The organism is Streptomyces sp. NPDC046862, assembly GCF_040704615.1.
GTDB lineage: Bacteria > Actinomycetota > Actinomycetes > Streptomycetales > Streptomycetaceae > Streptomyces.
This window is the reverse complement of the sequence record NZ_JBEYXP010000003.1, coordinates 341,942-366,549: the sequence shown is the minus strand read 5'-3', so window position 1 is coordinate 366,549 and position 24,608 is coordinate 341,942. Positions and strand designations below refer to the sequence as shown.

Sequence of the window (24,608 nt, the reverse complement as noted above, 5' to 3'; positions counted from 1 at the left end):
GACAGCGCGGTGGAGAAGGACGTGCTCGCAGCGGGCGGCTCCTTCGAGGCGATCCGGACGGACTTCGCCGACCCCCACGCCGTACGGGCGCTCGGCGAAAACCTCGCCGGACGCGAGCGGCCGGTGGACATCCTGGTCAACAACGCGGGCACCATCCGCCGCGCTCCGGCAGCCGAACACAGCGACGCAGACTGGGAGTTGGTCCTCCAGGTCAACCTCAGCGCCCAGTTCGCGCTGACCCGGGCGGTGGGCGCGGCCATGGTGGCCCGCGGCCGGGGGAAGATCATCTTCACCGCGTCGCTGCTCAGCTTCCAGGGCGGCATCACCGTCCCCGGCTACACCGCCGCCAAGCACGGCATCGCCGGACTGACCAAGGCCCTGGCCAACGAGTGGGCGCCGCACGGCGTCAACGTCAACGCCATCGCACCGGGTTACATCGCCACCGACAACACCCAGGCCCTGCAGGACGACCCGGCGCGCAGCAAGGCGATCCTCGAACGCATCCCGGCCGGACGCTGGGGCACCGCCGACGACCTCGCGGGCGCCACCGTGTTCCTGGCCTCCGGTGCCGCCGACTACGTCCACGGCACCGTCCTGCCCGTCGACGGCGGATGGCTCGGCCGATGAGCGGCCCCGACATGGCCTCCATACTGGCCGGCGCTCGGATCATGCCGGTGCTGACCGTGCCCTCTGTCACGGCTGCCGGTCCGCTGGCCGACGCGCTCGCGGCGGGCGGCGCCCGCTGCGCCGAGGTCACCTTCCGTACCCGGGGCGCCGAGCGGGTACTCAAGGAGATGGCCGCGCACGGCGGCCTGGCCGTCGGCGCCGGCACCGTCCTCACTCCTGAACAGGCGGAGCGTGCGGTGGCGGCAGGGGCCCGCTTCGTCGTGTCACCCGGCTTCGACGAGGAGGTCGTCGTCAGATGCCGGGAGCTGGGAGTGCCGGTGGTGCCCGGCATCGCCACCGCCACCGAGCTGATGCACGCCCTGCGGGCCGGCCTCGACACCGTCAAGCTCTTCCCCGCCGAGCCCCTCGGCGGCATCCGGACGCTGCGAGCGCTCGGAGCGCCTTTTCCGCAGGCGCGGTTCATACCGACCGGCGGGATCGATGCATCACGCCTGGCCGCCTACCTCGCCGACCCGGCGGTCCTCGCCATCGGCGGCAGCTGGATGGCCACCCCCGCTCACGTGGAGCGGGGCGACTACGAGGAGATCCGCCGGCTGACTGCCGAGGCCATGGAGAGGAGCATGACGTGATCGACGTGCTGGCCCTTGGCGAGGTGATGCTGCGCTTCGATCCGGGTGAGGGCAGGATCCGCACCAGTCGTACCTTCCAGGTCTGGGAAGGCGGCGGTGAGTACAACGTCGTACGAGGTCTGCGTCGCTGCTTCGGCCTGCGCACGGCCGTCGTCACCGCTCTCGCCGACAACGCGGTCGGGCGTCTCGTCGAGGACCTGATCCTCCAGGGCGGCGTCGACACCTCGCTCATCCGCTGGTTGACCGCAGACGGCATCGGCCGCACCACCCGCAACGGACTGAACTTCGTCGAACGCGGCTACGGCATCCGAGGCGCACTGGGCGTCAGCGACCGCGCGGGTACGGCCGTGTCGCAGCTTCACAAAGGGGACGTCGACTGGGACGCGGTCTTCTCGGCAGAGGTGCGCTGGTTCCACACTGGCGGCATCTTCGCCGGCCTTTCCGACACCACCGTGGACGTCGCCGACGAGGCCATGTCGGCCGCACGCCGGCACGGCGTGACGGTCTCCTACGACCCCAACTACCGCCCCAGTCTCTGGGACGGCCGGGGCGGCGCGGACCGGGCGCGTGAGGTCGATCTGCGGCTGGCCCGGCACGCCGATGTCGTGGTGGGTGCCCTGGGCCTGGCCGGAACTTTCCCAGGGGCAGTACGCGTCGAGGCCGACGAGGTGCAGGACGTCCTCGCCGAGGTGGCCGGACGCCTACCCCAGGCAGGGGTGCTGGCGACGACCGTGCGCGAAGTGCCCTCGGCCGGGGTGAACGACTGGTCGTCGGCGGCCTGGTCGGCCCGGACCGGCTGTGTCCTTGGCCCCGAGATGCCCGGTCTGCACGTTCTGGACCGCATCGGCTCCGGCGACGGCTTCGCGGCCGGCCTGATCTACGGATTGCTGAACCGCAACGGAAGGGAAGGCGGCTCGGCGGGCCATGCCGGTCCCGCGGCGAACCTCGATGTCGCCGACCTGAAACGCGCTCTGGCCTACGGGACCGCCCACGGCGCACTCACCATGACCACGCCCGGTGACGTCTCGATGGCCTCGCTCGCCGAGGTCGAGGCGCTCATGGCAGGCGGCTCGGCCGCCGTCAGAAGATGACCGGCCTGCGAGCCGCCGCATCGAACCGCACTCCGGAGGAGCACAGTTGACACATTCGACCAATCGGACCATGGGGCACCGGAAGATCGCGAACACCCCTGTCGAGGTCACCGCACTCGGCTTCGGGGCCTCCGGCATCGGCAACCTTTACCGCGTCACCCCTGCGCACGACGCGCAAACCGCGATCGAGGCGGCCTGGGAGGCGGGTGTGCGCTACTTCGACACCGCACCGCACTACGGGCTCGGCCTCTCCGAGCGCCGCCTGGGAGCCGCCTTGCGGAAGCGTCCACGCGACGCGTATGTCGTCTCCTCCAAGGTCGGCCGGCTGCTCGTCCCCAACGAAAGCCCGCGCGGCACCGACGACGAAGGCTTCATGGTGCGGGACGACCTGCGCAGACAGTGGGACTTCAGCCGTGACGGCGTGCTCCACTCCATCGAGGCGACCCTGGAGCGCACAGGCCTGGACCGCTTGGACGTCGTCTACCTGCACGACCCCGACGACCACTGGAGGCAGGCCGCCGAGGAGGCCATGCCCGCCCTGGCGGAACTGCGCGATCAAGGGGTGATCGGGGCGATCGGTGCCGGCATGAACCAGTCGGCCATGCTCACCCGCTTCCTACGCGAGACCGCAGCCGACGTGGTGATGCTCGCGGGGCGCTACACGCTCCTCGACCAGTCGGCGCTGGACGACGTCCTGCCCGCCGCTCGGGACCTCGGCAAGAGCGTGGTGGCCGTGGGTGTGTTCAACTCGGGTCTGCTCTCCCGCGACCGTCCCGCCGAAGGCATGAAGTACGACTACCAGGATGCCCCGCCCGCCCTGGTGGCCCGTGCTCTGGCGATCGCCGATGTCTGCGCTGCGCACGGCACGACCCTGCCCGCCGCCGCGATCGCCTTCCCCCACACGCATCCCAGTATCATCAACGTCACCCTCGGTATGCGGAACCCGGAACAGGTCATGCGTAACGTGGAACTCCACCGTCGGCACATCCCCGAAGGCCTCTGGGACGATCTCCGCGCCGAAGGACTGATCAGGTCGGACGTGCCCGCGGCGAACGGGCCCGAAAGGGGTGCGCGGTGTCTCTGACCGACAAGGCCATAGAGCAGATCCGTGAGCTGATCCGCACGGGAGCGCTGCCACCGGGCTCCAAGCTGCCGCCGGAACCGGACCTGGCCGCCCAGCTGGGTCTGTCCCGCAACCTCGCCCGCGAAGCGGTCAAGGCACTGGCCGTCGCGCGGGTCCTGGAGATCCGGCGGGGCGACGGCACATACGTGACCAGCCTGCAGCCGAGCCTGCTCCTGGAGGGGCTCGGCGGCGCGGTGGAACTGCTGCAGGGCGACTCGGCCGCGCTGCAGGATCTCATGGAGGTGCGACGGCTCCTCGAACCGGTCGCCACCGCGCTGGCCGCCACCCGGATCTCCGACGAGCAACTAGCCGAGATCAAAAGCCACTTGGACGCCATGCGCGAGGCCCGCGACGACGTCGAGCAGCTCAACGCCCATGACGCCGCCTTCCACCGCGCCGTCGTCTCCGCCACCGGCAACGAGACCCTGCTCACCCTTCTTGAGGGCGTCTCCGGCCGCACCCTGCGCGCTCGTATCTGGCGCGGCCTGGTCGACGCCCAGGCCGCGGGCCGGACCCTCGCCGAGCACGAGGCGATCTTCACTGCCCTCTCCACCCGCGACGCCGCCCTCAGCCAGGCCGCCGCGCTGCTGCACGTGAGCAACACCGAGCAGTGGCTGAGGGAACACCTGCGCTCGGGCAAACCCCTCCGCTTCGGAGCTACAGCCGACGAGTGACGGCCGATGCCCGGGACCAGAGGACGTTTGTGCAGTGGCGTGACGAGCGGGATGCCGCGGGCGGCATGGATGCGGGCGCGGGCGTGTCGACGAGACGTGCTCGGTTGTCGCTGTCCTCGCCGTGTGCTTCCGGTTCGGCGGGTGTCGGCCGGCAGTTTGGTCGTGCTGGAGCGTGAAGCCCGGCCGGGTGTACGGACCGGACCCGACCGTTTGACGTAATGATTGCGTCACTATGTCATCGGGTGATGCCGTCGCCGCCTACACCGCCCCCGATGCACCGCTCGTCGCCGGTCTGATGCAGGAACTAGTCGACTGGCTCAACGAGAACGACGGCACACACGCCCTGGTGCGGGCCGCCATGGCACACCTTCATCTGGTCTCCATCCACCCCTGGGCCGACGGCAACGGCCGTATGTCCCGCTCCCTGCAAACCCTCATGATCGCCAGAGAAGGAGTCCTCTCACCGGAGTTCTCCTCCATCGAGAGCTGGCTGGGCCGACCGGGCAACACATGGGAGTACTACCGCGAGCTCAACGACCGAGGCAGCCAGTACCATCCCGACCAGGACGTTTCCGGCTGGATCAGGTTCAACCTCACCGCCTACCACCAGCAGGCACAGACCGTCCAGGGCCGCCTCACCCGCTCGGGCCGCGTCTGGACCTCCCTCGGCGGCTTCGCCGACAGCCAGGGCCTCGACGAACGCACCGTCACCGCACTCCATGACGTCGCCATGGCCGGACGCGTGCGCCGTTCCCGCTACCAGCACGCCGAGGACCTCAGCCTCCAGCAGGCCCAACGCGACCTCCTAGACCTCACGGCCAGCGGCGTCCTCCAGCCCGTCGGCCGCACCCGGGCGCGCTACTACACTGCCGGCCCCCAGTTCCCCCAGGACGCCATCCACATCGCGCGGACCCCCATGCCCCTGACACACCCCTACCGCACCTGACGGGGTACAGGAAGGCATCGAGTACCCCCACAGGCCGTGAGAAACGATCTTCGAGCTAGGGTGTGATACCGCCTCTGACCTGTGTTGATTCTTCGCTTGATAATTCTGGGTGTGGGTATTGCCACATCCTGTGTGGCTCGCCGCCCCGCTAGGGTCTGTGCACTGCCTACAAAGACGCCTGCAAAGACGTCCTGCAAAGACCTCGCACGCCCGCTCGGAGGAACCATGGCGTTCGGCTGGATCGACGAGCAGGCGGACGCGCGCCGCCGTGCCGGACTCGTACGGACGTTGCGCCCGCGGTCCGCCGACTCACCGCTCCTCGACCTCGCGAGCAACGACTACCTGGGCCTGGCCCGGCACCCCGAGGTCACCGAGGGCGCCGCCGAGGCCGCGCGGCGGTGGGGCGGCGGCTCCACCGGCTCACGGCTCGTCACCGGCACGACCGAGCTGCACGGCGAGTTGGAGCGCGAGCTGGCCGCCTTCTGCGGCTTCGAGTCGGCTCTGGTCTTCTCCTCCGGGTACGCGGCCAACCTCGCCGCGGTCACCGCGCTGGCCCCGCACGGATCGCTGATCGTCTCGGACGCGGGCAACCACGCTTCCCTCATCGACGGGTGCCGGCTGGCCAGGGGCACCACGCAGGTGGTCGGGCACGCCGACCCGGAGGCCGTCCGCAAGGCGCTCGACACCGGTGGCGGACAGCCGGCGGTGGTCGTGTCCGACACGGTGTTCTCGGTGGACGGCGACGCGGCCCCGCTGGCCGAACTGGCCGCTGTCTGCCGGGAGTCCGGGGCCGGGCTGCTGGCGGACGACGCGCACGGACTCGGTGTCCTGGGCGACGGGGGCCGGGGCGCCGGTGACGCGGAGGGGCTCGCGGGCGCGGAGGACGTCGTCGTGACCGTCACGCTGTCCAAGTCGCTCGGCAGCCAGGGCGGTGCCGTACTCGGCCCGGCGCGGGTCATCGACCATCTGGTCAACTCGGCCCGCACCTTCATCTTCGACACCGGTCTCGCCCCGGCCGCGGCCGGGGCGGCCCTCGCGGCGCTGCGGCTGCTGCGCCGGGAGCCCGAGCGCGCCGCGCGGGCGCGCGAGGTGGCGACGGAACTGCACGCACGGCTGACGGCGTCGGGCCTGGAAGCGGTGCGGCCCGACGCCGCCGTGGTCTCCGTGCGCGCGCCGTCCCCCGAACAGGCGGTGCGGTGGGCGGCGGACTGCCGAGCGGCCGGTCTCGCCGTCGGCTGTTTCCGCCCACCGTCCGTACCCGACGGCATCTCAAGGCTGCGGCTGACCGCCCGTGCGGATCTCACCGACGGGCAACTCGACCGAGCCGTACGGGTGATCGGCGAGACGCGACCGTGAGTCGGCGTGACACGGCCGTGCACCGCGATCGAGGGGAATGATCACGCGGACGTGATCGTGGTGTTGGTAGTGGTGGGGGACTGGTCGTGGACGTGGTGGTCGGTGCGGTCACCGAAGCGCCGCGATGAACCCCTCCCAGGCCTCGGGGGTGAACAGCAGGGCGGGCCCCGTCGTGTTCTTCGAGTCGCGCACGGCGACCTGTCCGGCCCAGAGGCCGGGACCGGGACGGGCCGTCTCGACGCAGTTGTTCATTCCGGTGCTGCGGCTGCTGCGCAGCCACCGCACATCGCGCAATGCGGTACTTGAGGGGACGTTCCGAGGCAGTGAAGTTGCGGACATGGGTGCCTCCTTACGCGCCGGCGGCTATCCCGGCGATGTAATCCAACGATTCCTCGGGCGAAAGGGCGTGGATCTGAAGGGCGTTGAAGGCCTCGACATACGCCTGGAGGTCTTCTTTCCGCTCGAGGTAGAGGCTACTCGTCAAGTGGTCGAGAACAACCACGTCCAGATCAGTAGTGCGCGAAAATGAGAAGATTACGAAAGGACCGGTGATGCCCACATGTGCCCCAGCAGTGAACGGCAGCACCTGGAGTCGCACCTGCGGCAAGGCCGCCGCCTCCCGCAGCCGTCGCAACTGCCGCGCCATCACCTCCGGTCCGCCGACCTCCCGGCGCAGCACGGCCTCGTCCAGGAGCGCGTTCAACTCCAGCGGGGGATCTCCGTGCAGCACGACCTGTCGTGCGATGCGCACCTCCACCAGCGCGTCCAGCTTGTCCTCGTCCAGGCCCTCCACCGCGGCACGGGTCACCGCGCGGGCGTACTCCGGGGTCTGCAGCAGCCCGGGCACCACCGAGGTCTCCAGCGTGCGCATGCCGCTGGCCTGGGATTCCAGACTGATGAAGTCCCGGTACGTGGGAGGCAGCACCCCGCGGTAGGCGTGCCACCAGTTCTGCCGGCCGCCACCGCCGTCCTCGCCGCCCGCCAGGGCCAGCAGCAGTTCCCGCAACTCGGGATCCCGGACGTCGTACGCGTCGAGCAGGCGGCGCACGTCGGCCGGTTTCACTCCACTGGAGCCGGTCTCGATGCGGCTCACCTTCGACTGGTGCCAGCCGACGAGGCGCGCCGCCTCGATGCTGGTGAGGCCGACGCGGGTGCGCAGGTCACGCAATTCCGTGCCGAGTTTGCGTCGGCGCACCGCAGGACCGTACTGCATGGGTCGTCTCCTTCCGCCCGGCCGCGGTGCCGGGGGCGACGGTAGAGGATGGACCGAAAGGCCCGCCCAAATACGGTCGGTCGTCGGAGAGTTCACCGCTTCGAGCGACAGATATATGCATATCTTGGTGGATCGGCACCGCGACGGCCCTGGTGATGGCAATCTGGCGCGAAGCACCAGTCCGGGACCGTACTCGAATCCATCCGGCTCCGTGTCGGACTCCGGTCCCGTGGGAAAGGGACGACGTCGCCATGGCAGACCATCAGGAAGCATCCGTCACTCTGCCGAGCGATCCAGCCTCGGTCTCCGCGGCTCGCACATACGTCGCCACCGTGCTGGCCGAATGGGGCCTGCCGAGCGACGCGGAAGTCGCGGACACCGTACGGCTGATCGTGTCCGAACTCGCCACCAACGCCGTCCAGCACACGTTCGGGCAGTCACCCACGTTCACCGTGGACATCGCGCTCGACCGTGACGAGCAGCTGCGGATCGGCGTCACCGACAGCCACCCGCGCTTTCCGAAACGTTTGCCCGCGGCCGTTCAGCAGGACAACGGCCGGGGCCTGGTCATCATCCGCTGGCTGACCGCCGAGTGCGGCGGCAGACTCAGCGTCAGACCAACCCGGGAGGGCGGCAAGACGGTGGCCATCGAACTGCCGTGGACGATCCCCGTCCAGCCGGTCACCGCCGCGGGGCAGAAAGATCCCTGAGCGGACGGGCCCGCGACCAGGGCCTCACCGGTCTCCGGGCGGCACCGCTTCGGGAGACCGTTCGGGAGACCGTGTGGATGTGGCGGCAGCGTCCCCGCGGAGGCCGGACCGCCGTACGAAGCGGGGCAGCACCCACCACAACGCGACACAGGCGCCGAACGTGCCGGCCCCGGCGGCGACACCGGCGCTCCGCTCCAGGGTCACGTCCACGACGAGCAGCACCGACCCGGTGAACGCCAGCATGAGCACACCCAGGCCGACGGTGGCCAGCCGGGAGGAGACCTGGACTATGAGCGGCTTGGCGTTCTGCTGGAAGAGCGAGCGGTGCAGCGCGGCCGGGGCCGTGAAGAGCGCCGCCGCGAGGACCGCCAGCAGCAGTGTGGTGACGTAGGTGACGCGCTGGACCGTGTCGAGGGACGGGAAGCGCGGGGTGAACGCCAGGGTCAGCAGGAAGGCGAAGAGGATCTGCACACCGGTCTGGGTGACGCGCAGCTCCTGGAGCAGCTCGACGAAGTTGCGGTCGGCTCTCTCCAGGGGTGTCTCGTTGCGTCCCCGGTGGGCACTCTGGTTGTCGGACATGGATGAACGAGTAACCATCCCGGCCCGCGTCACGCACCGGGAGGCGCCGGCCGGGCACGTCACGTCACGGGCCGGGCCCCCGGTGCGGGACGGTCAGGTCCCGGCGAGGCGGCTGGGCCCACGCGAGGCGCTGGGCCCCGCGCGGGACCGCCGCTGGACCCCGAGGGGCGACGGCTGCCCTCACCGCCGTCGCCCCTCGGGCGGGTCAGCGGACCCGGCCGTACCAGACGCTCTTCGTCCAGATCTTCTCTCGCTTCACGACCTCTCCGCTCTTCGGGGAGTGCCAGATCTTGCCCTTCCCGGCGTAGATGCCGACGTGGTAGACGCTCGAGCCCGAGTGGAAGAAGACGAGGTCTCCGGCCTTGCGGCTCTTGGCGGAGATGTGCTTCGTCTTGTTGTACTGCGCCTGGGCCGTACGGGGGAGCTTCTTACCCGCCTTCTTGAACGAGTACAGCGTCAGCCCGGAGCAGTCGAACCTCTTGGGGCCCGTGCCACCCCACTTGTAGGGCGAGCCCTTCTTGGACGCCGCGACCTGCAAGGCCTTGGTCGCCGGGGCGGCCGCCTCCGCGTCTGACGCGACGCCAGGGGCCACGATGCTGCCGCCCACTGCGGCGATGGTGAGAGCCGAGGCCGTACCGGCCCGGACCATGAGCGACGGGACACGATTGAGCGCAGTCATGCGCAACCCTTCGTCAGCCGCCTGTGAAGGATGACCTGTCGGATTCGGGCTGGCGAAGTTGCCCGGCCGCGTTGCCGCGGCTTCACCCCAAGGGCTGCTCGGAACTGACGCTCCGGCGACCCGTCGTGCTTGGGTCCTCCACTCCTGCCGATCCACTCCTGTCGACCGGTCATCCGGGCGGCGGCAGGATTCGGCGTCCGCCCGGACCGCCCCGCCGCGGTGGCGGGGGCTTGTCGTCAGGTACGGATCTTGACGCACGAATGTCCAAAACGGCGAACGGAATCGGCAGTTTGTGGGGTTACTCACCACTCACCCGTTCGGGTGGACAGCCATTCCCACGCCCGGGAGTCAAGGAGGCCGACGAGCGCCGGACCAGCGAAGAAACAGTCGATTCCGCCGTTGTGGTACGCGGGTTGCGCAACTTTCCTGGGCCCGAGAAGGGATCGAAATCTGCCCCGTTCGTCGGTACGTCCTCTGGTCCGTTCGAGATCCGGACCGGACGCCTCGTCAGTTCGGCACGCGACCCGGATCCGTGCCGGTGCGTCAGCCCTCCGGTTCGGGAGGCAGTGCTATGCGTGCCGTACGACGCTCACCGTCGAGGACCCGCAGGGCCCGCGCGAGAGTCGGTGCGTGCACCTCGTTCTCACCCCGGGTGTGCATCAGTTCGAGCGCGGCGCGCAGGGCCGTCGCCTTGGCGACCAGGGCCTGGGCGGCGCGCAGCCCGCGGTAGGTGTCGCCGGGGCGGGCCGGGTTGATCCGGCCGAGCAGGTCCACCACGTCGAGGTAGCGGTCGATCAACTCTGCCTCGGCGCGGGTGAGCGCGGGCAGCGGCGGCAGGTCCGGTGGGAGCATCGACGGCTCACCTCGCGCCGGGCAGGTCGCGCGAGGTCCTCCGGCTGGGGATGATCCGGTCCACCAGGCCGTACTCCATGGCCGCCTTGGCGTCCAGGATCTTGTCCCGCTCGATGTCGTCGCTCACCCGCTCGGCGCTCTGACCGGTGTGCCGGGCGAGTATCTCCTCCAGCTTCCGGCGGTTGCGCATCAACTCGTCGGCCTGGATGGCCAGATCGGACGCCTGCCCCTGGATCGGCTCGTGGAGCGAGGGCTGGTGGATCAGCACGCGGGCGCCCGGCAGCGCCGACCGCTTGCCCGGGGTGCCGGCGGCCAGCAGCACCGCGGCGGCCGACGCCGCCTGGCCCAGGCAGACGGTCTCCACGTCGCAGGTGACGTACTGGATCGTGTCGTAGAGGGCCGTCATCGCGGTGAACGAGCCGCCCGGCGAGTTGATGTAGAGCGAGATGTCCCGGTCCGGCGCGGCGTGCTCCAGATACATGAACTGAGCCATCACGTCGTTCGCCGACGTGTTGTCGATCGCCGTCCCGAGGAACACGATCCGCTCCTCCAGCAGCTTCGAGTACGGATCCATCGTCCTGAGGCCCGCACTCGTGCGTTCGGTGAACTCCGGCAGGACGTAGCGGGCGGACGGTCGGCTCATGGCGGGCGCCTCCTCTGATCGAGTTCTGTAAAAAATGTACAGGACGTACGTCTCTGTGGTCAGAGGGGCGGGGCACGCTGAGAGCGAAACCAGGGCGGGGCCTCGCCGGGCGTGGACATGGCAGCGCCCCGGACCGGAGCGGTCCGGGGCGCCCTGGGGCTGAGCGTGCCGGGGGTCAGTTGATCGCGACGGGGGCGGGTCTGCCCCTGAAGGTGATCGGTGACCAGCCGTGCGACATGACGAGCTCGTTCAGGGCGTTCGCGATATCCAGCTCCGTGAGCCGGTACGGCTCGGGTGCGTGTTGGGCGCTCAGGAGCGTGAAACTGATCTCGACGGTGGTGTCGGAGTCGGGCAGGGCGACGCTGCCGCGGAACTCGGTGCCGGGCGGGAACTCGACCGCCGCCGAGTCGCTCGTGCTCGCTCCGTCCTCCTCGGCCTGTGCCGCCCCTGCCGACGTGAGCACCGCCCCCGCTGCCGCCGTCCCCGAATACCCCAGCAGTGAGCGCCTGGAAATGCTGGACATGGTCCCCTCCTGGTAGTCGCTGGTTGTCATGGACGCCTCTTCTGAAGGTCCACGATCGATCGTATGAACGAATCGATCGCGGCGGGGCAGAAGGGGATCTTCCGCTCAAGGCTCGCTGTCGGAGCCCCGGTCTAAGCTGGACGGCATGGCCTACGAGATTCCGGTGACACAAGCCAGGGCTGAACTCGCCGACCTGATCAACCGCGTGGTGTACGGCGGCGAGCGCGTCGTCGTGACGCGGCACGGTAAGCCCCTCGTCGCCCTTGTCTCCGCCGGCGACCTGGAGCAGCTGGAGAAGACGGCCGAGGCGGACGAACCCGTGATCAGCTCGGTCTCAGGCGTCCGCGACGTGGCGTCGGCCCCGCGCGAGCGCCAGCGGTTCGGGATAACGGCGGAACATCGGGGGACGAGCGCGTCGTAAGCGGTCCGCGACGGCTGCTGCTTGAGAGCCCCCGCGTGCCCACGGGGACCAGGGCGCGCGGAGCTGAGGGGAACAGGTGTCGGTTAACGTCGCTGAAACGCCACCCAACTAGCCTGCGCCCACGCCACCAGCGACTTCGCCCGGTGGTCGCGGCAACCGGACCCCGCACGGTCCGGAGCGAGGACTGTGAGGTGGGACGCCGTGCAACTGACCCCGCACGAGCAAGAGAGGCTGCTGATCCACGTGGCGGCCGACGTCGCCGAGAAGCGCCGGGCCCGCGGCCTGAAGCTGAACCACCCGGAGGCCGTCGCGCTCATCACGTCGCACATCCTCGAAGGCGCACGTGACGGCCGTACCGTGGCCGAACTCATGGCATCCGGGCGAAAACTGCTCACCCGGGACGACGTCATGGAGGGCATCCCCGAGATGATCCACGACGTCCAGGTCGAGGCGACCTTCCCGGACGGCACCAAGCTCGTCACCGTCCACGACCCGATCGTCTGACGGGGGAGAGAGCTGACCATGATTCCCGGAGAGATCCTGTTCGACGACGGCCCGATCGTCTACAACGAGGGCCGCGAGGTCACCCGGCTCACCGTCCTCAACGCCGCCGACCGCCCCGTCCAGGTCGGCTCCCACTACCACTTCGCCGAGGCCAACCCCGGCCTGGAGTTCGACCGCGCGGCAGCCCGGGGCAAGCGGCTGAACGTCGCCGCCGGCACCGCCGTGCGCTTCGAACCCGGAATCCCCGTCGACGTGGAACTCGTATCCCTCACCGGTGCCCGCATCGTGCCCGGCCTGCGCGGCGAGACCGGAGGTGCCCTCGATGCCTGAGATCTCTCGTGCGGCGTACGCCGATCTGTTCGGCCCCACGACCGGTGACCGTATACGGCTCGCCGACACCGATCTGCTGATAGAGATCGAGGAGGACCGCAGCGGTGGCCCCGGGCTCGCCGGTGACGAGGCGGTCTTCGGCGGCGGCAAGGTCATCCGCGAATCCATGGGCCAGGCCCGTGCCACGCGGGCGGAAGGCACCCCGGACACCGTCATCACCGGTGTCGTCGTCGTCGACCACTGGGGCATCGTCAAAGCCGACGTCGGCATCCGCGACGGCCGGATCACCGGCATCGGCAAGGCCGGCAACCCCGACACCATGGACGGCGTCCACCCGGACCTGGTCATCGGCCCGGAGACCGAGGTCATCGCGGGCAACGGGCGCATCCTGACCGCCGGCGCCGTCGACGCGCACGTCCACTTCATCTGCCCCCAGATCGCCGACGAGGCGCTCTCGGCGGGTGTCACCACGCTGGTCGGCGGCGGCACGGGGCCGGCCGAGGGATCGAAGGCCACGACCGTGACGCCCGGTCCGTGGCACCTGGCGCGGATGCTGGAGGCGATGGAGCAGTACCCGCTCAACATCGGGCTCCTCGGCAAGGGCAACACCGTCTCGCACGAGGCGATGCTGTCGCAGATCCGTGGCGGCGCGCTGGGGCTGAAGCTGCACGAGGACTGGGGCTCGACCCCGGCCGTCATCGACGCCTCCCTGACCGTCGCCGGCCAGACCGGCATCCAGGTCGCCATCCACACGGACACGTTGAACGAGGCCGGGTTCGTCGGGGACACGCTGGCCGCGATCGGCGGGCGTGGCATCCACGCGTACCACACCGAGGGCGCGGGCGGCGGGCACGCGCCCGACATCATGACCGTGGTCTCCGAGCCCTACGTGCTGCCGAGCTCCACCAACCCGACCAGGCCGTACACCGTCAACACCGCCGAGGAACACCTCGACATGCTGATGGTGTGCCACCACCTCAACCCGGCGGTGCCGGAGGACCTGGCCTTCGCCGAGTCCCGGATCCGGCCCTCCACGATCGGGGCCGAGGACATACTCCACGACCTCGGCGCCATCTCGATCATCTCGTCCGACTCCCAGGCCATGGGGCGCGTCGGCGAGGTCGTTCTGCGGACCTGGCAGACCGCGCACGTCATGAAGGGGCGGCGGGGTGCACTGCCGGGAGACGGCCGCGCGGACAATCATCGTGTACGTCGATATGTCGCCAAATACACGATCAACCCCGCGCTCGCGCAGGGGCTCGCCGGTGAGATCGGCTCCGTCGAGACCGGCAAGCTCGCCGACCTGGTCCTGTGGGAGCCCGCGTTCTTCGGGGTGAAGCCGCATCTCGTCATCAAGGGCGGCCAGATCGCCTATGCGCAGATGGGCGATGCGAACGCCTCGATCCCGACGCCGCAGCCGATCCTCCCGCGGCCGATGTACGGGGCGATCGGACGGGCGCCCGCCTCCAACTCGTTCAACTTCGTGGCGCCGCTCGCCATCGAGGACGGGCTGCCGGAGCGGCTCGCGCTCGGCAAGCGGTTCGCCGCGATCGAGTCGACGCGCGGGGTCACCAAGGCCGACATGCGGGAGAACGACGCGCGGCCCGAGGTGCGTGTCGACCCCGACAGCTTCGCCGTGCACATCGACGGCGAGCTGGTGGAGGCGACTCCCGCCGCCGAACTGCCCATGGCACAGCGGTACTTCCTCTTCTGAGGTTCAGAGGCTCTTCTGAGGTGCAGAGGCGGATGGCGAATCTTTGAGGTCAGAGGTGGATGGCGATGTCACGGGCCGCACTACTCGTCCTGGCCGACGGCCGCTTTCCCGCCGGAGGGCACGCGCACTCCGGCGGGGCCGAGGCGGCCGTCAAGGCCGGGCGGATCACAGGTGCCTCGGGGGCGGCGGGCCTGGCGGAGTTCTGCCGGGGGCGGCTGCACACGGCCGGGCTGGTCTCGGCGGGGCTGGCCGCGGCGGCCGCGCTCGGGGTTGATCCCGTGGAGCTGGACGGCGCCGCGGATGCGCGGACGCCGTCCGCCGCGCTGCGGGGCGCGGCGCGGAAGCTGGGGCGGCAGTTGATGCGGGCGGCCCGGGCCACGTGGCCCTCCGCCGAACTCGACGCGCTCGCACGGGAGTTCCCCAAGGGGGCGCATCAGCCCGTGGTGCTCGGGGTCGCGGCGCGGGCCGCGGGGCTGGGGGCGGAGGACGCCGCGTACTGCTCCGTGTACGAGTGCGTGAGTGGGCCGGCCACGGCGACGGTGCGGTTGCTGAGCCTTGATCCGTTCGATGCGACCGGGGTGGTGGCTCGGTTGGCTCCTGAGATGGATCTTGTGGTGCATCTGGCGGTGGAGGCGGCTCGGAGGGTGGTGGGGGAGGGGGTTGATGCCTTGCCCGCGGCTTCGGCTCCGTTGTTGGAGATCAGTGCGGAGGCGCATGCGGGGTGGCCTGTGCGGTTGTTCGCCTCGTAGGTTTCTCGCCCCCGCCGCCCCTACCCGTCCCATCCCTGGGGGCTGCGCCCCCAGATCCCCGCGATCGGCCTGAACGGCCTCGTCCTCAAACGCCGGACGGGCTGAAAACCCAAGTCCCGGCCGGGGAAAGCGAAACCAAGCCCAGCCCAGCCCAGCCCAGAGCAGCCCACGTCCAGGTCCAAGCCCCACGACAGGAGCCATTGCCATGCATCTCGACCACACCCACGACGGCCCCTCCGCCGTCAGTGCCGACGCGCAACGTCCCGACGGGACTCGCCGTGCCCTGCGTATCGGGCTCGGCGGGCCCGTGGGGTCCGGTAAGACCGCCACCGTCGCCGCGCTCTGCCGTGTCCTGCGCGACGAACTCTCCCTGGCCGTCGTCACCAACGACATCTACACCCGCGAGGACGCCGAATTCCTCCTCCGGGAGGCCGTGTTGCCGCCCGAGCGGATCACCGCGGTCGAGACCGGCGCGTGTCCCCACACCGCCATCCGGGACGACATCTCGGCGAACCTGGAAGCGGTCGAGGACCTGGAGGACGAGGTGGGGCCGCTGGATCTCGTTCTCGTCGAGTCGGGCGGGGACAACCTGACCGCGACCTTTTCCAAGGGGCTCGTGGACGCGCAGATCTTCGTGATCGATGTCGCCGGCGGGGACGACATTCCGCGTAAGGGCGGACCCGGGGTCACCACCGCCGATCTGCTCGTCGTCAACAAGACGGACCTCGCGCCCCACGTAGGCTCCGATCTCGCCCGGATGGCCGCGGACGCGAAGGCGCAGCGGGCCGAACTGCCCGTGGTGTTCCAGTCGTTGCGGAGTGAGAGCGGCGTCTCGGCCGTCGCCGCCTGGGTGCGGGGGCAGCTCGCCGTGTGGACGGCATGACGACGGCGGGGGTGCGGGCCACCGCGCGGATCTCGGCGCGGGACGACGCGCGGGGCGGAACCGCGCTCCCCGTGCTGGAAGGAGACGGCCCGCTCGCGCTGCGGCGCGTCCGGGCCCGTGGCGACGAGGCGCGCGTCATGCTCGTCGGGGCGATGAGCGGGCCGCTCGGCGGGGACCGCTTCGCCGTGGAGGCGCAGGTCGGGGAACGGGCCAGACTGCATGTGGGGTCGGCCGCCGCCACCATCGCCCTGCCGGGGCAGGCGAAGGGCGAGGCGCGTTACGACGTACGGCTCACCGTCGCACCTGGAGGTGAACTGCGGTGGATGCCCGAGCAGTTGATCTCCGCCAAGGAGAGTGAGCTGGAGGTGTCCTCGCGTGTGGAGCTGGCCTCCGGTGCCCGGCTCGTCTTCCGTGAGGAGCAGGTGCTCGGGCGGGCCGGGGAGGAACCGGGGCGGCTCACCAGCCGTCTGACCATCAGGCTCGACGGGCGGACCATGCTCGACCAGGAGGTGGCCTGCGGGCCTGGGGCTCCGGGAGGATGGGACGGTCCCGCCGTGCTGGCGGGGTGTCGCGCGCTCGGGCAACTCGTCGTTGTACGGCCCGAGTTCGAGGACCGAATGCCCGCGCCGCGGGCGCTCGGTGAGTACGCTGCCCTCAGCCCGCTCGCCGGGCCCGGCGTTCTCGTGACGGCGCTCGCCAGTGATGCCCTGCGGCTGCGGCGCGTGCTCGACGAGGCACTCGCGTCACTCGGCTGACACGCGCCCCACCGCTCAACGGAACATCGCACACCGGTTATCGGAATAGTAAAGAAGCCTCGCCGCATCTGTTCTCAGCAGCCTCACAGCCGGGAGGATCCCCCGTGACCATCACGACAAAGTAGGGGGAGTTCTCACTTGAGGTTGAGAGGTAAGCGACCCACTGGGCGCGCCGCTGCGTTCGGTTCCGCCGGAGCACTCGTCACCGCCGCACTGATAGCGGGCGCCGTCACCGCGCCCTCGGCCAGCGCGGACGCCCGCACCGTCAAGGACCCGCAGGCGCGCGGTGCGGCCATCGCGGCGGCCAAGGCCGCCAAGAAGGGCATCGACTGGAAGGACTGCCCCACCGACTGGGGCCTGGAGAAGCCGATCCAGTGCGGCTGGGTGACGGTGCCGCTCGACTACGCCAAGCCGTACGGCAAGCAGATCAAGCTCGCCGTCGACCGCATCGGCAACACGGGCACCAAGTCCGAGCGGCAGGGCGCGCTCGTCTACAACCCGGGCGGGCCGGGCGGTTCGGGCCTGCGCTTCCCGCGCCGGGTCACCACCAAGAACCCGCTCTGGGCGAACACGTCGAAGGCGTACGACTTCGTGGGCTTCGACCCGCGCGGCGTCGGCCACTCGGCACCCATCTCCTGCATCGACCCGCAGGAGTACGTCAAGGCGCCCAAGGCGGACCCGGTCCCGGACTCCGAGGCCGACAAGCGTGCCCAGCGCAAGCTCGCCGCCGAGTACGCGGACGGCTGCAAGGAACGCAGCGGCGAGATGCTGCCGTACATGACGACGCCGAACACCGCCCGCGACCTGGACGTCATCCGGGCCGCACTCGGGGAGAAGAAGCTCAACTTCCTCGGCGTCTCGTACGGCACGTACATCGCGGCCGTCTACGGCACGCTGTACCCGACCCATGTGCGCCGCATGATCGCGGACAGCGTCGTCAACCCGTCACGGGAGAAGATCTGGTACCAGGCCAACCTGGACCAGGACGTCGCCTTCGAGGGCCGCTGGAAGGACTGGATCACGTGGGTCGCGCAGAACGACGCGACGTTCCACCTCGGTGACACCGCGGCCGAAGTGCAGGCGGAGTGGGTGGAGTTGCGCGCCACCGCCAAGGCGAACCCGATCGGCGGGGTCGTCGGCCCGGCCGAGCTGATCTCCTTCTTCCAGAGCGCCCCGTACTACGACTCCTCGTGGGTGCCCACCGCCACCGTGTGGAGCAAGTACGTCGCCGGTGACACCCAGGTGCTCGTCGACGCCGCCGCACCCGACCTCTCCGACACCGCGGGCAACGCCGCCTCGGAGAACGGCACCGCCGTCTACACCGCGGTCGAGTGCGCCGACGCCAAGTGGCCCACGAGCTGGAAGACCTGGGACCGCGACAACACGCGGCTCCACAAGGACTACCCGTTCATGACCTGGGCCAACGCCTGGATGAACCTGCCCTGCGCCACCTGGAAGTCCCAGCAGCACACCCCGGTCGAGGTGAAGACCAAGAAGGGCCTGCCGCCCGTCCTGATCGTCCAGGCCGAGCGCGACGCGGCCACCCCGTACGAGGGTGGCGTCGAACTGCACCAGCGGTTCAAGGGCTCCCGCCTCATCACCGAGAAGGACGCGGGCTCGCACGGCGTCACCGGGTTGACCAACCCGTGCGTCAACGAGCGCGTGGACAGCTACCTGCTCACCGGCCAGGTGGGCAAGTCCGACGTGACGTGCGCACCGCACGCCACGCCGAAGCCGTAGGGCGCGGGTGAAGGGGGCGACCGGGTCTCCGGTCGCCCCCTTCCTCGTACCTACGGGTCTTTGTGCCTACCGGCTCCTCACGGCCGGCGTCCGGCCAGCCACGCGTCCTCCGCCGCGTAGTCGAAGAGATCCTCGTACACCTCGGCCATCCTGGGGTACGCCTCCCGCCAGTCCCGGTGGCCGTTCAGCCGGCGCTCGATCCAGGCGACCGTGTCCGGGAGCGTCTCCGCGTACCGGGCCACGGGGCGATAGCCCAGCTCCCGCTCCGCCGCCGACATGTCGCAGACCACGGGCACCGGGACCGACCACGGTGTGTCACCCACCGTGGGTGACGGGGCGGGGCCGTCGACCAGCACGTTCTCCGCCTCGACGCCCATGACGGCGTCGATCGCCGCCGCGATCTCCGCCACCGTCGGCGCGTCGGGATCGACGGCGTTCAGGACGCGTGCACCCGGCCGTGCGGCGGCCAGGCGGATCAGTTCGGCGATGTTGTGGACGCTCGCCGGATGGAAGCGGCTCTCCCCGGAGTAGGCGAGGACGCGCCGGGGGCGCCCGTCCAGGTTGCGCTTGACGAAGTACAGCTCGCGGGGCGTACGGCCGTACGGTCCGTGGATCGCGCCCGCGCGCAGCAACGTGGTCGGCAGCCGGTCGGCGGCGGCGAGGAGGTCGCGCTCCAGGGCCGCCTTGCGGGTGCTGTACGAGGTCTCGCCCGGCTGGACGGTGCGCTGCCCCTCGGAGAGGGGCACCGGGTACTCGGGGAAGCCGTCCGGCTCCGCCTGGGTGTCGAAGTTGCGGCCCTTGTCGTCCTCGTACACCGACAGGCTGGAAATCACCACGGCCGAGCCGACGCGGTCGGCGAGGTTGGTCAGCTGTCGTGCGTGTTCCGGGCCGTAGGCGACCATGTCCACGACGACGTCGCAGCCGTCGCCGATGGCGGTGGCCAGGGCGGTGTCGTCCGAACGGTCGGCCGCCTCGGCGCGTACCTCGGCGGGCCATCCGTCGTCCCGTCCGCCGGTCCGGGAGAGCGCTGTCACCTCCCAGCCGTCCCGCGCCAGCGCGCCCACGGCCACGCGCCCGATCTGTCCTGTCGCTCCGATCACCACAGCTCGTCTCATGTGGTGACCGTATGGGCGGGGAGGGGGGTGATCCCAGGTGTTTGGCTGTGAGCAGAGTCGGTGTGGGTGCGGGTGGGTGCGGGTGGGTGGGGGCTGGTCGCGCAGTTCCCCGCGCCCCTCAAAAGCTGTGCGGCGGGGGCGAAAAACACCTCAGGGAGCCCAGCGCGCTGTTCGGCCCGCGGAGCGTCTCGTCAGCTGAGGGGCATCCTCGGGAACCGGCGCTCCTTCGCCTTCGCCGCGTTCTCCTCGGCCTGCTGGGCCTTGACGACGGCCGCGTACTGGTCGACGTACTCCTGCTCGGAGAGCGAGAGGATCGCGTACATGATCTCGTCGGTGATGGCCCGCAGGATGGCTTTCTCGTTCTCCATGCCGTCGTAGCGGGAGAAGTCGAGGGGCTTGCCGAAGCGGATGACCACGGGGTGGAGGTTCGGGATGACCTTGCCGGGCGGCTGCGCCTCGAAGGTGCCGATCATCGCGCAGGGGATGACCGGAACCCCGGCCTTGAGCGCCATGACCGCCACTCCGACCTTGCCCTTGTACAGGCGGCCGTCGTGCGAGCGCGTGCCCTCCGGGTAGATGCCGAGCAGCTCGTCCTTGCTGAGCACGCCGAGGCCCTCGCGGATCGCGGCCTGGCCCGCCTCCTTGCCGGAGCGGTCGACCGGGATCTGCCCGGCGCTGCGGAAGAAGTGGGCCGTCAGCCGGCCCTTGATGCCGGGACCCGTGAAGTACTCGGCCTTCGCGAGGAACGTGATGCGGCGCTTGAGCACGGCGGGCATCAGGAAGTGGTCCGAGAACGACAGGTGGTTGCCCGCGATGATGGCGGGACCCGACGACGGCACGTGTTCGAGGCCCTCTATTCGAGGCCGGAAGACCAGTCTCAGCAGCGGTCCGAGAAGCACGTACTTGAGCACGTAGTAGAACACGGTGTCCCTCTCACTATTACCGGCTCACTGTGACCGGATCGGCTCTGCAGGCGTGTTCTGCCACCTGACAGCCCACATCTACGGACTCAATCGCTTTGAGGGCGCAGCCGCCTGTGGTCGGGTCTGGTCGCACTCATGCTGACTCCTTGCTGACTTCGCGCACGCTCGTCAGGCGTCCGGGTGCAGGTGAGACTCGTCCTGCGGCGCCCGACACTTGATCGTAGCCCGATTCGCCGTGCCACTTGGAGCCCCCAGAAGTGTCGATGTGCGGCTCGTGGGGGCGTTCTCGTGCACGGTGCCCGCAAGGTGCCGCCGTTCGTGGGGATTCCCGCCCGGATCAACGCGGCGAGGCCGGACCCGCCCAGCTCACTGGGTGGTGGGTCCGGCCTCGACGGCCGTGGCGGTCCTGTCGGCGAGCCGTTTCGCTCAGGCGAGGGGTTTGCCCTCGCGGTGGCGGCGCAGGCCCTCCGGTCCCTCGACGACGGCGGCGGTGAGTTCCTCGACGCTGGTGTCCTCACGGCGCATGTCGAGGATCTTGCGGCCGTGGTTCATCACGATGTGCCGGTCGCAGATCTGGTAGGCGTGGTGCAGGTTGTGGGTGACCAGCACCGAGCTGACGCCCTCCTGCTTGAGCTGCAGCAGGTAGTTGAGCAGGGCCTCGGTCGCGCGCACGGCCAGCGCGCTCGTCGGCTCGTCCAGGATCAGCAGGCTGCGCTTGAAGTGCACCGCGCGGGCGATCGCCACGGCCTGCTGCTGGCCGCCGGAGAGCGAACCCACCAGCTGGCGGGGGCTCTTGATGCCCTCGATGGTGACCACGCTGTCCAGGATCCGCGCGGCGATCTCGTCCATCTTCCGCAGCTTCAGCAGGCCGAGGGCGTTGGTGAGTTCACGGCCCATGAAGATGTTGCGGGTGATGGTCATGGACGGCACCAGGGCGGAGTCCTGGAAGATCGTCTCGACACCGCGCTTCTCGGTCTCCTGACGGCTGGGCGCGGTCAGCTTCTCGCCGCGCCAGAGGTAGTCGCCCTCCTCGGCGGTGACGACTCCGGACATCGTCTTGACCAGGGTGGACTTGCCGGCGCCGTTGTCTCCGAGGAGGCCGACCACCTCGCCCTGACCAATCGTGAAGCTGACGTCGGCGAGGACGGTGTTGGCTCCGTACCGCTTGGTGATGCGGGACAGTTCCAGCAGCACCTCGCCGGTGTGCTCCGCGGTGGCGGTGGCGGTGGGGGACATGGTTGCTCCGTTTCCGGCGGTGGGCGCGGCGGCGCTCACTTCGCCTTCCCCTCGATCATGCGGTTGAAGAAGGCCGCGGCGACGATGATCAGGCCCACGAAGAGATCCAGGTAGAAGCCGGGCGCGCCCCCGAGCAGCAGGATGTCCTGCACGGTGAGGATGAGGGCCGCACCCAGGACCATGCCGAGGACGCTGCCGCGGCCGCCGGACAGCGCGACTCCGCCGACGACGGCCGCCGCGATGGCCTTCAGCTCCATGCCTCGGCCCGTGCCGGGCTGGACGGAACCGGTGCGGACGGCGGTCAGGACGGCGGCGAGGGCGACGCACAGACCGAGGATGCCGAACGCGATGATCTTGACCCGGTCGGGGTTGATGGAGATCGCGCGGGCGGCGGCCGGATTGCCGCCGACGGCGAAGACGTGGTTCCCGAGTCTGTGCCGGTGCACCAGCAGCCAGAACAGGACGCCGACGCCGAGCAGCCACAGCACCTGACCGCGGAAGAAGCCGAGGTCGGCGGTGAAGACCTGCTTCACGGTGTCACTGGGGACCATCAGGGCGGCCGTGGTGCCGTTGTAGAAGAGCGCCGCTCCTTCCCAGAAGAGCATCATGCCGAGCGTCACGATGAAGGACGGGATCCTGGCCTTGGTGACGAGGAGGCCGTTGAGCAGGGCTATCGCGATGCCGGTCACCAGGGCCATGCCGGTGGCGGTCCAGGCGCTCGCCCCGTCGGAGTACCACCTGGTGAACACCAGCGCACAGAACGTGAAGTTGGCGCCGAGCGACAGGTCGAACTCACCGGCGATGATCAGGATGCCGGCGCCGATGGCGAGGATCGCCAGCACGGGGACGCTCTGGCTGAGGACGTTGAAGTTCGACTTCTCCAGGTAGGGGAAGCCCACGGGGTCCACGAGGTAGTAGACGACGCAGCCGAGCTGCACCAGCAGGAAGACCAGGCCGATCTCCAGCGCGCCACGCCCGCGGATCTGGCGCAGGCGCTCGGTCAGCCGGTCGGTGGTGGTGGCGTGGGCGGTGTCCGCGAGAGTCCGCTTCCGGACGGGCGCTCCCCCCGCTGTGACGTCTGCTGTGGCGTCCTCGTCGACGGCGGCGGCCCCTGCCGCCGGGATGCTCCCCGCGGTCGTCCGACCGCTCGGCTCGCTCATGGTGGTACTGCCTTCCTGGTTGGGATGGGCGGGGCGGCCGGCCGATGGTGCCTGGCCGCCCCGAGCCGGATCGTCGGCGGGTGAGGTGGTGCCTTCAGGCCGGGACCGCGCGGGTCAGCGGACCTTTCCGGCGAGGTCCTTGGCGATGCCGACGTTGGACTTGTCCACCAGGCCGCTGCCGCCGGAGTTGATGCCGGCCGGGCTCAGACCGAAGTCCAGCTTCAGACCGAGCTCCATGACCGTCTGGAAGCCCTGGACGTAGCCCTGCTGGTCGGCCGCCGCGTCGATGGCGCCGGACTCGATACCGGTGACGATCTGCGGCGCCAGGTCGAAGCCGACGACGGGCACCTTCACACCGGAGTCCTCCATGGCCTTGACGACGTTGCGGTGCGGGGTGCCGCCCAGCGGGACGATGGCGGCCGTCTTCTTGTGGCCGAGCAGATACTGCGTGATCTTGTCCAGGGCGGCGGAGTCCTCGATGCCCGTGCCGAGGATGTCCGTCCTGGCGCCCACCTCGTCCAGGGCGCGCTTGACGCCGGCGTGGCGCTGGACCGCGTAGACCTGGTCCGGGAACTCGACGGGCGTCAGGACGGTGTCGCCCTTGCCGATCTCGGGGTGGTCGGCGAGGAGGCGCTTGCCGAGCAGATAGCCGACCTCTTCGAAGTCCTGTCCCACGAAGCCGAGCGTGCAGGCTCCGGCCTTGCCCTCCTGGGTGATGTTGTAGGTCATCACGGGGATGCCGGCCTTCTGGGCCGCGCAGACGTTCTCGGTGTACTTGTTGGGGTCGTCGAGCACGACGGCCAGGGCGGCGGGCTTGTCTGCGACCGCGCTGCCGATCAGGTCGTTGTACTTGGACTGGTCGCCCGAGCTGGTCTGCATGTTCAGCTTCAGGTTGAGCAACTGCGCGGCGTCCTTGGCGCCCTGCGCGATGGTGGTCCAGAACGGGTCTCCGGGGTCCTGGGGGAGCAGGAAGGTGACCTTGCGGTCCTTGGCCTTGCTGCCGAGGCCCGACTTCAGCGACGTTCCCTTGCCCGAAGCCGACGCGGTGTCGTCCGAGCCGTTGGCGCAGCCGACCGCGAGAAGGGCCAGTGCGGGGACGACGGCGAGCGCTCGCCAACCGGAGACCCGGCGGGCTCTTCGGGACGAGTGAGCGGAGTGCGGCATGGTCCTACCTCTTCTTTGGAGAGTTAATGCGCGCCTGCGGAATCTGTGCGGCGCCAGGGGCCCGCTGAGAATGCGGGACTGACCGTTCGCGGTCTCTTTGGCGAAAATTAGCGCCCCTTTGGCCGAACGTGTCAATGCGCTTCCGCAAGGTTGATTCCAACGAAAAGGTCACGGAGATTCGCGCCTGCTTTTGCGCAGGCCAAAGGGCCCTGCCGGGTGGTGGTCAGCACTCGGCAAGGCTTCTTTGGACTGTTTTATATTCTCTCCAC

28 protein-coding genes and 1 riboswitch are annotated in these 24,608 nt (G+C 69.9%); of the genes, 16 read left to right on the top strand and 12 right to left on the bottom strand.

Features of this window, described 5'->3' with window-relative positions:
• From AB0959_RS05160 to AB0959_RS05130, 7 genes are all read left to right on the top strand, one after another.
• Positions 1–627, top strand: a 627-nt coding sequence (locus tag AB0959_RS05160; RefSeq protein WP_366824890.1) for an SDR family oxidoreductase, incomplete at its 5' end; no start/stop codon positions are given.
• Positions 624–1,256, top strand: coding sequence for a bifunctional 4-hydroxy-2-oxoglutarate aldolase/2-dehydro-3-deoxy-phosphogluconate aldolase (eda, locus tag AB0959_RS05155; RefSeq protein ID WP_366824889.1), 633 nt, complete (start codon positions 624–626; stop codon positions 1,254–1,256). The genes AB0959_RS05160 and eda, both read left to right, overlap by 4 nt.
• A complete protein-coding gene (locus tag AB0959_RS05150; protein WP_366824888.1) occupies positions 1,253–2,347 on the top strand; it encodes a sugar kinase in 1,095 nt (364 codons plus the stop codon). Before eda ends, AB0959_RS05150 begins: the two co-directional genes overlap by 4 nt.
• A gap of 70 nt (positions 2,348–2,417) precedes the next feature.
• A complete protein-coding gene (locus AB0959_RS05145; protein ID WP_366824887.1) occupies positions 2,418–3,431 on the top strand; it encodes an aldo/keto reductase in 1,014 nt (337 codons plus the stop codon).
• Entirely contained in the window at positions 3,422–4,144 is a 723-nt protein-coding gene (locus tag AB0959_RS05140) for a FadR/GntR family transcriptional regulator (RefSeq protein ID WP_366824886.1), read from the top strand. The genes AB0959_RS05145 and AB0959_RS05140 overlap by 10 nt, the downstream gene beginning before the upstream one ends.
• 232 nt (positions 4,145–4,376) lie before the next feature.
• The gene (locus tag AB0959_RS05135) at positions 4,377–5,090 is read left to right on the top strand and encodes a Fic family protein (protein WP_366824885.1); all 714 of its coding nucleotides are present in this window, start codon (positions 4,377–4,379) and stop codon (positions 5,088–5,090) included.
• 225 nt (positions 5,091–5,315) lie between these two features.
• Entirely contained in the window at positions 5,316–6,446 is a 1,131-nt protein-coding gene (locus AB0959_RS05130) for an 8-amino-7-oxononanoate synthase (RefSeq protein ID WP_366824884.1), read from the top strand.
• A gap of 108 nt (positions 6,447–6,554) precedes the next feature.
• Here AB0959_RS05130 and AB0959_RS05125 read toward each other — a convergent pair whose 3' ends face one another.
• Positions 6,555–6,785 (bottom strand): DUF397 domain-containing protein, encoded by a 231-nt coding sequence (locus AB0959_RS05125; RefSeq protein WP_366824883.1) that lies wholly within the window; start codon positions 6,783–6,785, stop codon positions 6,555–6,557.
• Positions 6,786–6,795: 10 nt separating this feature from the next.
• Positions 6,796–7,659, bottom strand: a complete 864-nt coding sequence (locus AB0959_RS05120) for a helix-turn-helix transcriptional regulator (protein WP_366824882.1) — start codon at positions 7,657–7,659, stop codon at positions 6,796–6,798.
• A gap of 251 nt (positions 7,660–7,910) precedes the next feature.
• Between AB0959_RS05120 and AB0959_RS05115 the strand changes: the two genes are divergently transcribed.
• Positions 7,911–8,369: an ATP-binding protein gene (locus AB0959_RS05115; protein ID WP_366824881.1), complete on the top strand. Its 459-nt coding sequence runs from the start codon at positions 7,911–7,913 to the stop codon at positions 8,367–8,369.
• Positions 8,370–8,393: 24 nt separating this feature from the next.
• Here the strand turns inward: AB0959_RS05115 and AB0959_RS05110 are convergent, their stop codons facing one another.
• From AB0959_RS05110 to AB0959_RS05090, 5 genes are all read right to left on the bottom strand, one after another.
• Positions 8,394–8,948 (bottom strand): DUF6328 family protein, encoded by a 555-nt coding sequence (locus tag AB0959_RS05110; protein ID WP_366824880.1) that lies wholly within the window; start codon positions 8,946–8,948, stop codon positions 8,394–8,396.
• Between the two features lie 205 nt (positions 8,949–9,153).
• Entirely contained in the window at positions 9,154–9,627 is a 474-nt protein-coding gene (locus tag AB0959_RS05105; protein ID WP_366824879.1) for a C40 family peptidase, read from the bottom strand.
• 3 nt (positions 9,628–9,630) lie between these two features.
• Positions 9,631–9,833, bottom strand: a riboswitch (cyclic di-AMP (ydaO/yuaA leader).
• A 337-nt stretch (positions 9,834–10,170) separates the two neighbouring features.
• Positions 10,171–10,479: a hypothetical protein gene (locus AB0959_RS05100; RefSeq protein WP_366824878.1), complete on the bottom strand. Its 309-nt coding sequence runs from the start codon at positions 10,477–10,479 to the stop codon at positions 10,171–10,173.
• A 7-nt stretch (positions 10,480–10,486) separates the two neighbouring features.
• The gene (locus AB0959_RS05095) at positions 10,487–11,122 is read right to left on the bottom strand and encodes an ATP-dependent Clp protease proteolytic subunit (protein WP_366824877.1); all 636 of its coding nucleotides are present in this window, start codon (positions 11,120–11,122) and stop codon (positions 10,487–10,489) included.
• 175 nt (positions 11,123–11,297) lie between these two features.
• Complete coding sequence (locus tag AB0959_RS05090) at positions 11,298–11,645, bottom strand: hypothetical protein (protein WP_366824876.1); 348 nt, start codon at positions 11,643–11,645, stop codon at positions 11,298–11,300.
• Positions 11,646–11,790: 145 nt separating this feature from the next.
• On the opposite strand from AB0959_RS05090, the gene AB0959_RS05085 reads away from it, so the two are divergent.
• The 8 genes from AB0959_RS05085 (at position 11,791) to AB0959_RS05050 (ending at position 18,741) form a co-directional block, all read left to right on the top strand.
• Positions 11,791–12,066, top strand: coding sequence for a type II toxin-antitoxin system Phd/YefM family antitoxin (locus AB0959_RS05085; RefSeq protein ID WP_366824875.1), 276 nt, complete (start codon positions 11,791–11,793; stop codon positions 12,064–12,066).
• Between the two features lie 201 nt (positions 12,067–12,267).
• Positions 12,268–12,570, top strand: a complete 303-nt coding sequence (locus tag AB0959_RS05080) for an urease subunit gamma (protein ID WP_010355509.1) — start codon at positions 12,268–12,270, stop codon at positions 12,568–12,570.
• Positions 12,571–12,588: 18 nt separating this feature from the next.
• Positions 12,589–12,900 (top strand): urease subunit beta, encoded by a 312-nt coding sequence (locus AB0959_RS05075; protein WP_366824874.1) that lies wholly within the window; start codon positions 12,589–12,591, stop codon positions 12,898–12,900.
• Positions 12,893–14,614, top strand: coding sequence for an urease subunit alpha (locus AB0959_RS05070; RefSeq protein ID WP_366824873.1), 1,722 nt, complete (start codon positions 12,893–12,895; stop codon positions 14,612–14,614). Before AB0959_RS05075 ends, AB0959_RS05070 begins: the two co-directional genes overlap by 8 nt.
• Positions 14,615–14,679: 65 nt before the next feature.
• The gene (locus AB0959_RS05065) at positions 14,680–15,363 is read left to right on the top strand and encodes an urease accessory UreF family protein (protein ID WP_366824872.1); all 684 of its coding nucleotides are present in this window, start codon (positions 14,680–14,682) and stop codon (positions 15,361–15,363) included.
• A 205-nt stretch (positions 15,364–15,568) separates the two neighbouring features.
• Complete coding sequence (gene ureG / locus AB0959_RS05060; RefSeq protein ID WP_366824871.1) at positions 15,569–16,246, top strand: urease accessory protein UreG; 678 nt, start codon at positions 15,569–15,571, stop codon at positions 16,244–16,246.
• Entirely contained in the window at positions 16,243–17,001 is a 759-nt protein-coding gene (locus AB0959_RS05055; RefSeq protein ID WP_366824906.1) for an urease accessory protein UreD, read from the top strand. The genes ureG and AB0959_RS05055 overlap by 4 nt, the downstream gene beginning before the upstream one ends.
• A gap of 144 nt (positions 17,002–17,145) precedes the next feature.
• The gene (locus tag AB0959_RS05050; protein ID WP_366824905.1) at positions 17,146–18,741 is read left to right on the top strand and encodes an alpha/beta hydrolase; all 1,596 of its coding nucleotides are present in this window, start codon (positions 17,146–17,148) and stop codon (positions 18,739–18,741) included.
• Positions 18,742–18,818: 77 nt separating this feature from the next.
• On the opposite strand, the gene AB0959_RS05045 is transcribed toward AB0959_RS05050, so the two are convergent.
• The 5 genes from AB0959_RS05045 to AB0959_RS05025 form a co-directional block, all read right to left on the bottom strand.
• Entirely contained in the window at positions 18,819–19,844 is a 1,026-nt protein-coding gene (locus AB0959_RS05045) for an NAD-dependent epimerase/dehydratase family protein (RefSeq protein ID WP_366824904.1), read from the bottom strand.
• Between the two features lie 203 nt (positions 19,845–20,047).
• Complete coding sequence (locus AB0959_RS05040) at positions 20,048–20,779, bottom strand: lysophospholipid acyltransferase family protein (RefSeq protein WP_366824870.1); 732 nt, start codon at positions 20,777–20,779, stop codon at positions 20,048–20,050.
• A gap of 426 nt (positions 20,780–21,205) precedes the next feature.
• Positions 21,206–22,015: an ATP-binding cassette domain-containing protein gene (locus AB0959_RS05035; RefSeq protein ID WP_366824869.1), complete on the bottom strand. Its 810-nt coding sequence runs from the start codon at positions 22,013–22,015 to the stop codon at positions 21,206–21,208.
• Between the two features lie 35 nt (positions 22,016–22,050).
• The gene (locus AB0959_RS05030; RefSeq protein WP_366824868.1) at positions 22,051–23,175 is read right to left on the bottom strand and encodes an ABC transporter permease; all 1,125 of its coding nucleotides are present in this window, start codon (positions 23,173–23,175) and stop codon (positions 22,051–22,053) included.
• 114 nt (positions 23,176–23,289) lie between these two features.
• Complete coding sequence (locus tag AB0959_RS05025) at positions 23,290–24,339, bottom strand: substrate-binding domain-containing protein (RefSeq protein ID WP_366824867.1); 1,050 nt, start codon at positions 24,337–24,339, stop codon at positions 23,290–23,292.
• Between the last annotated feature and the right edge of the window lie 269 nt (positions 24,340–24,608).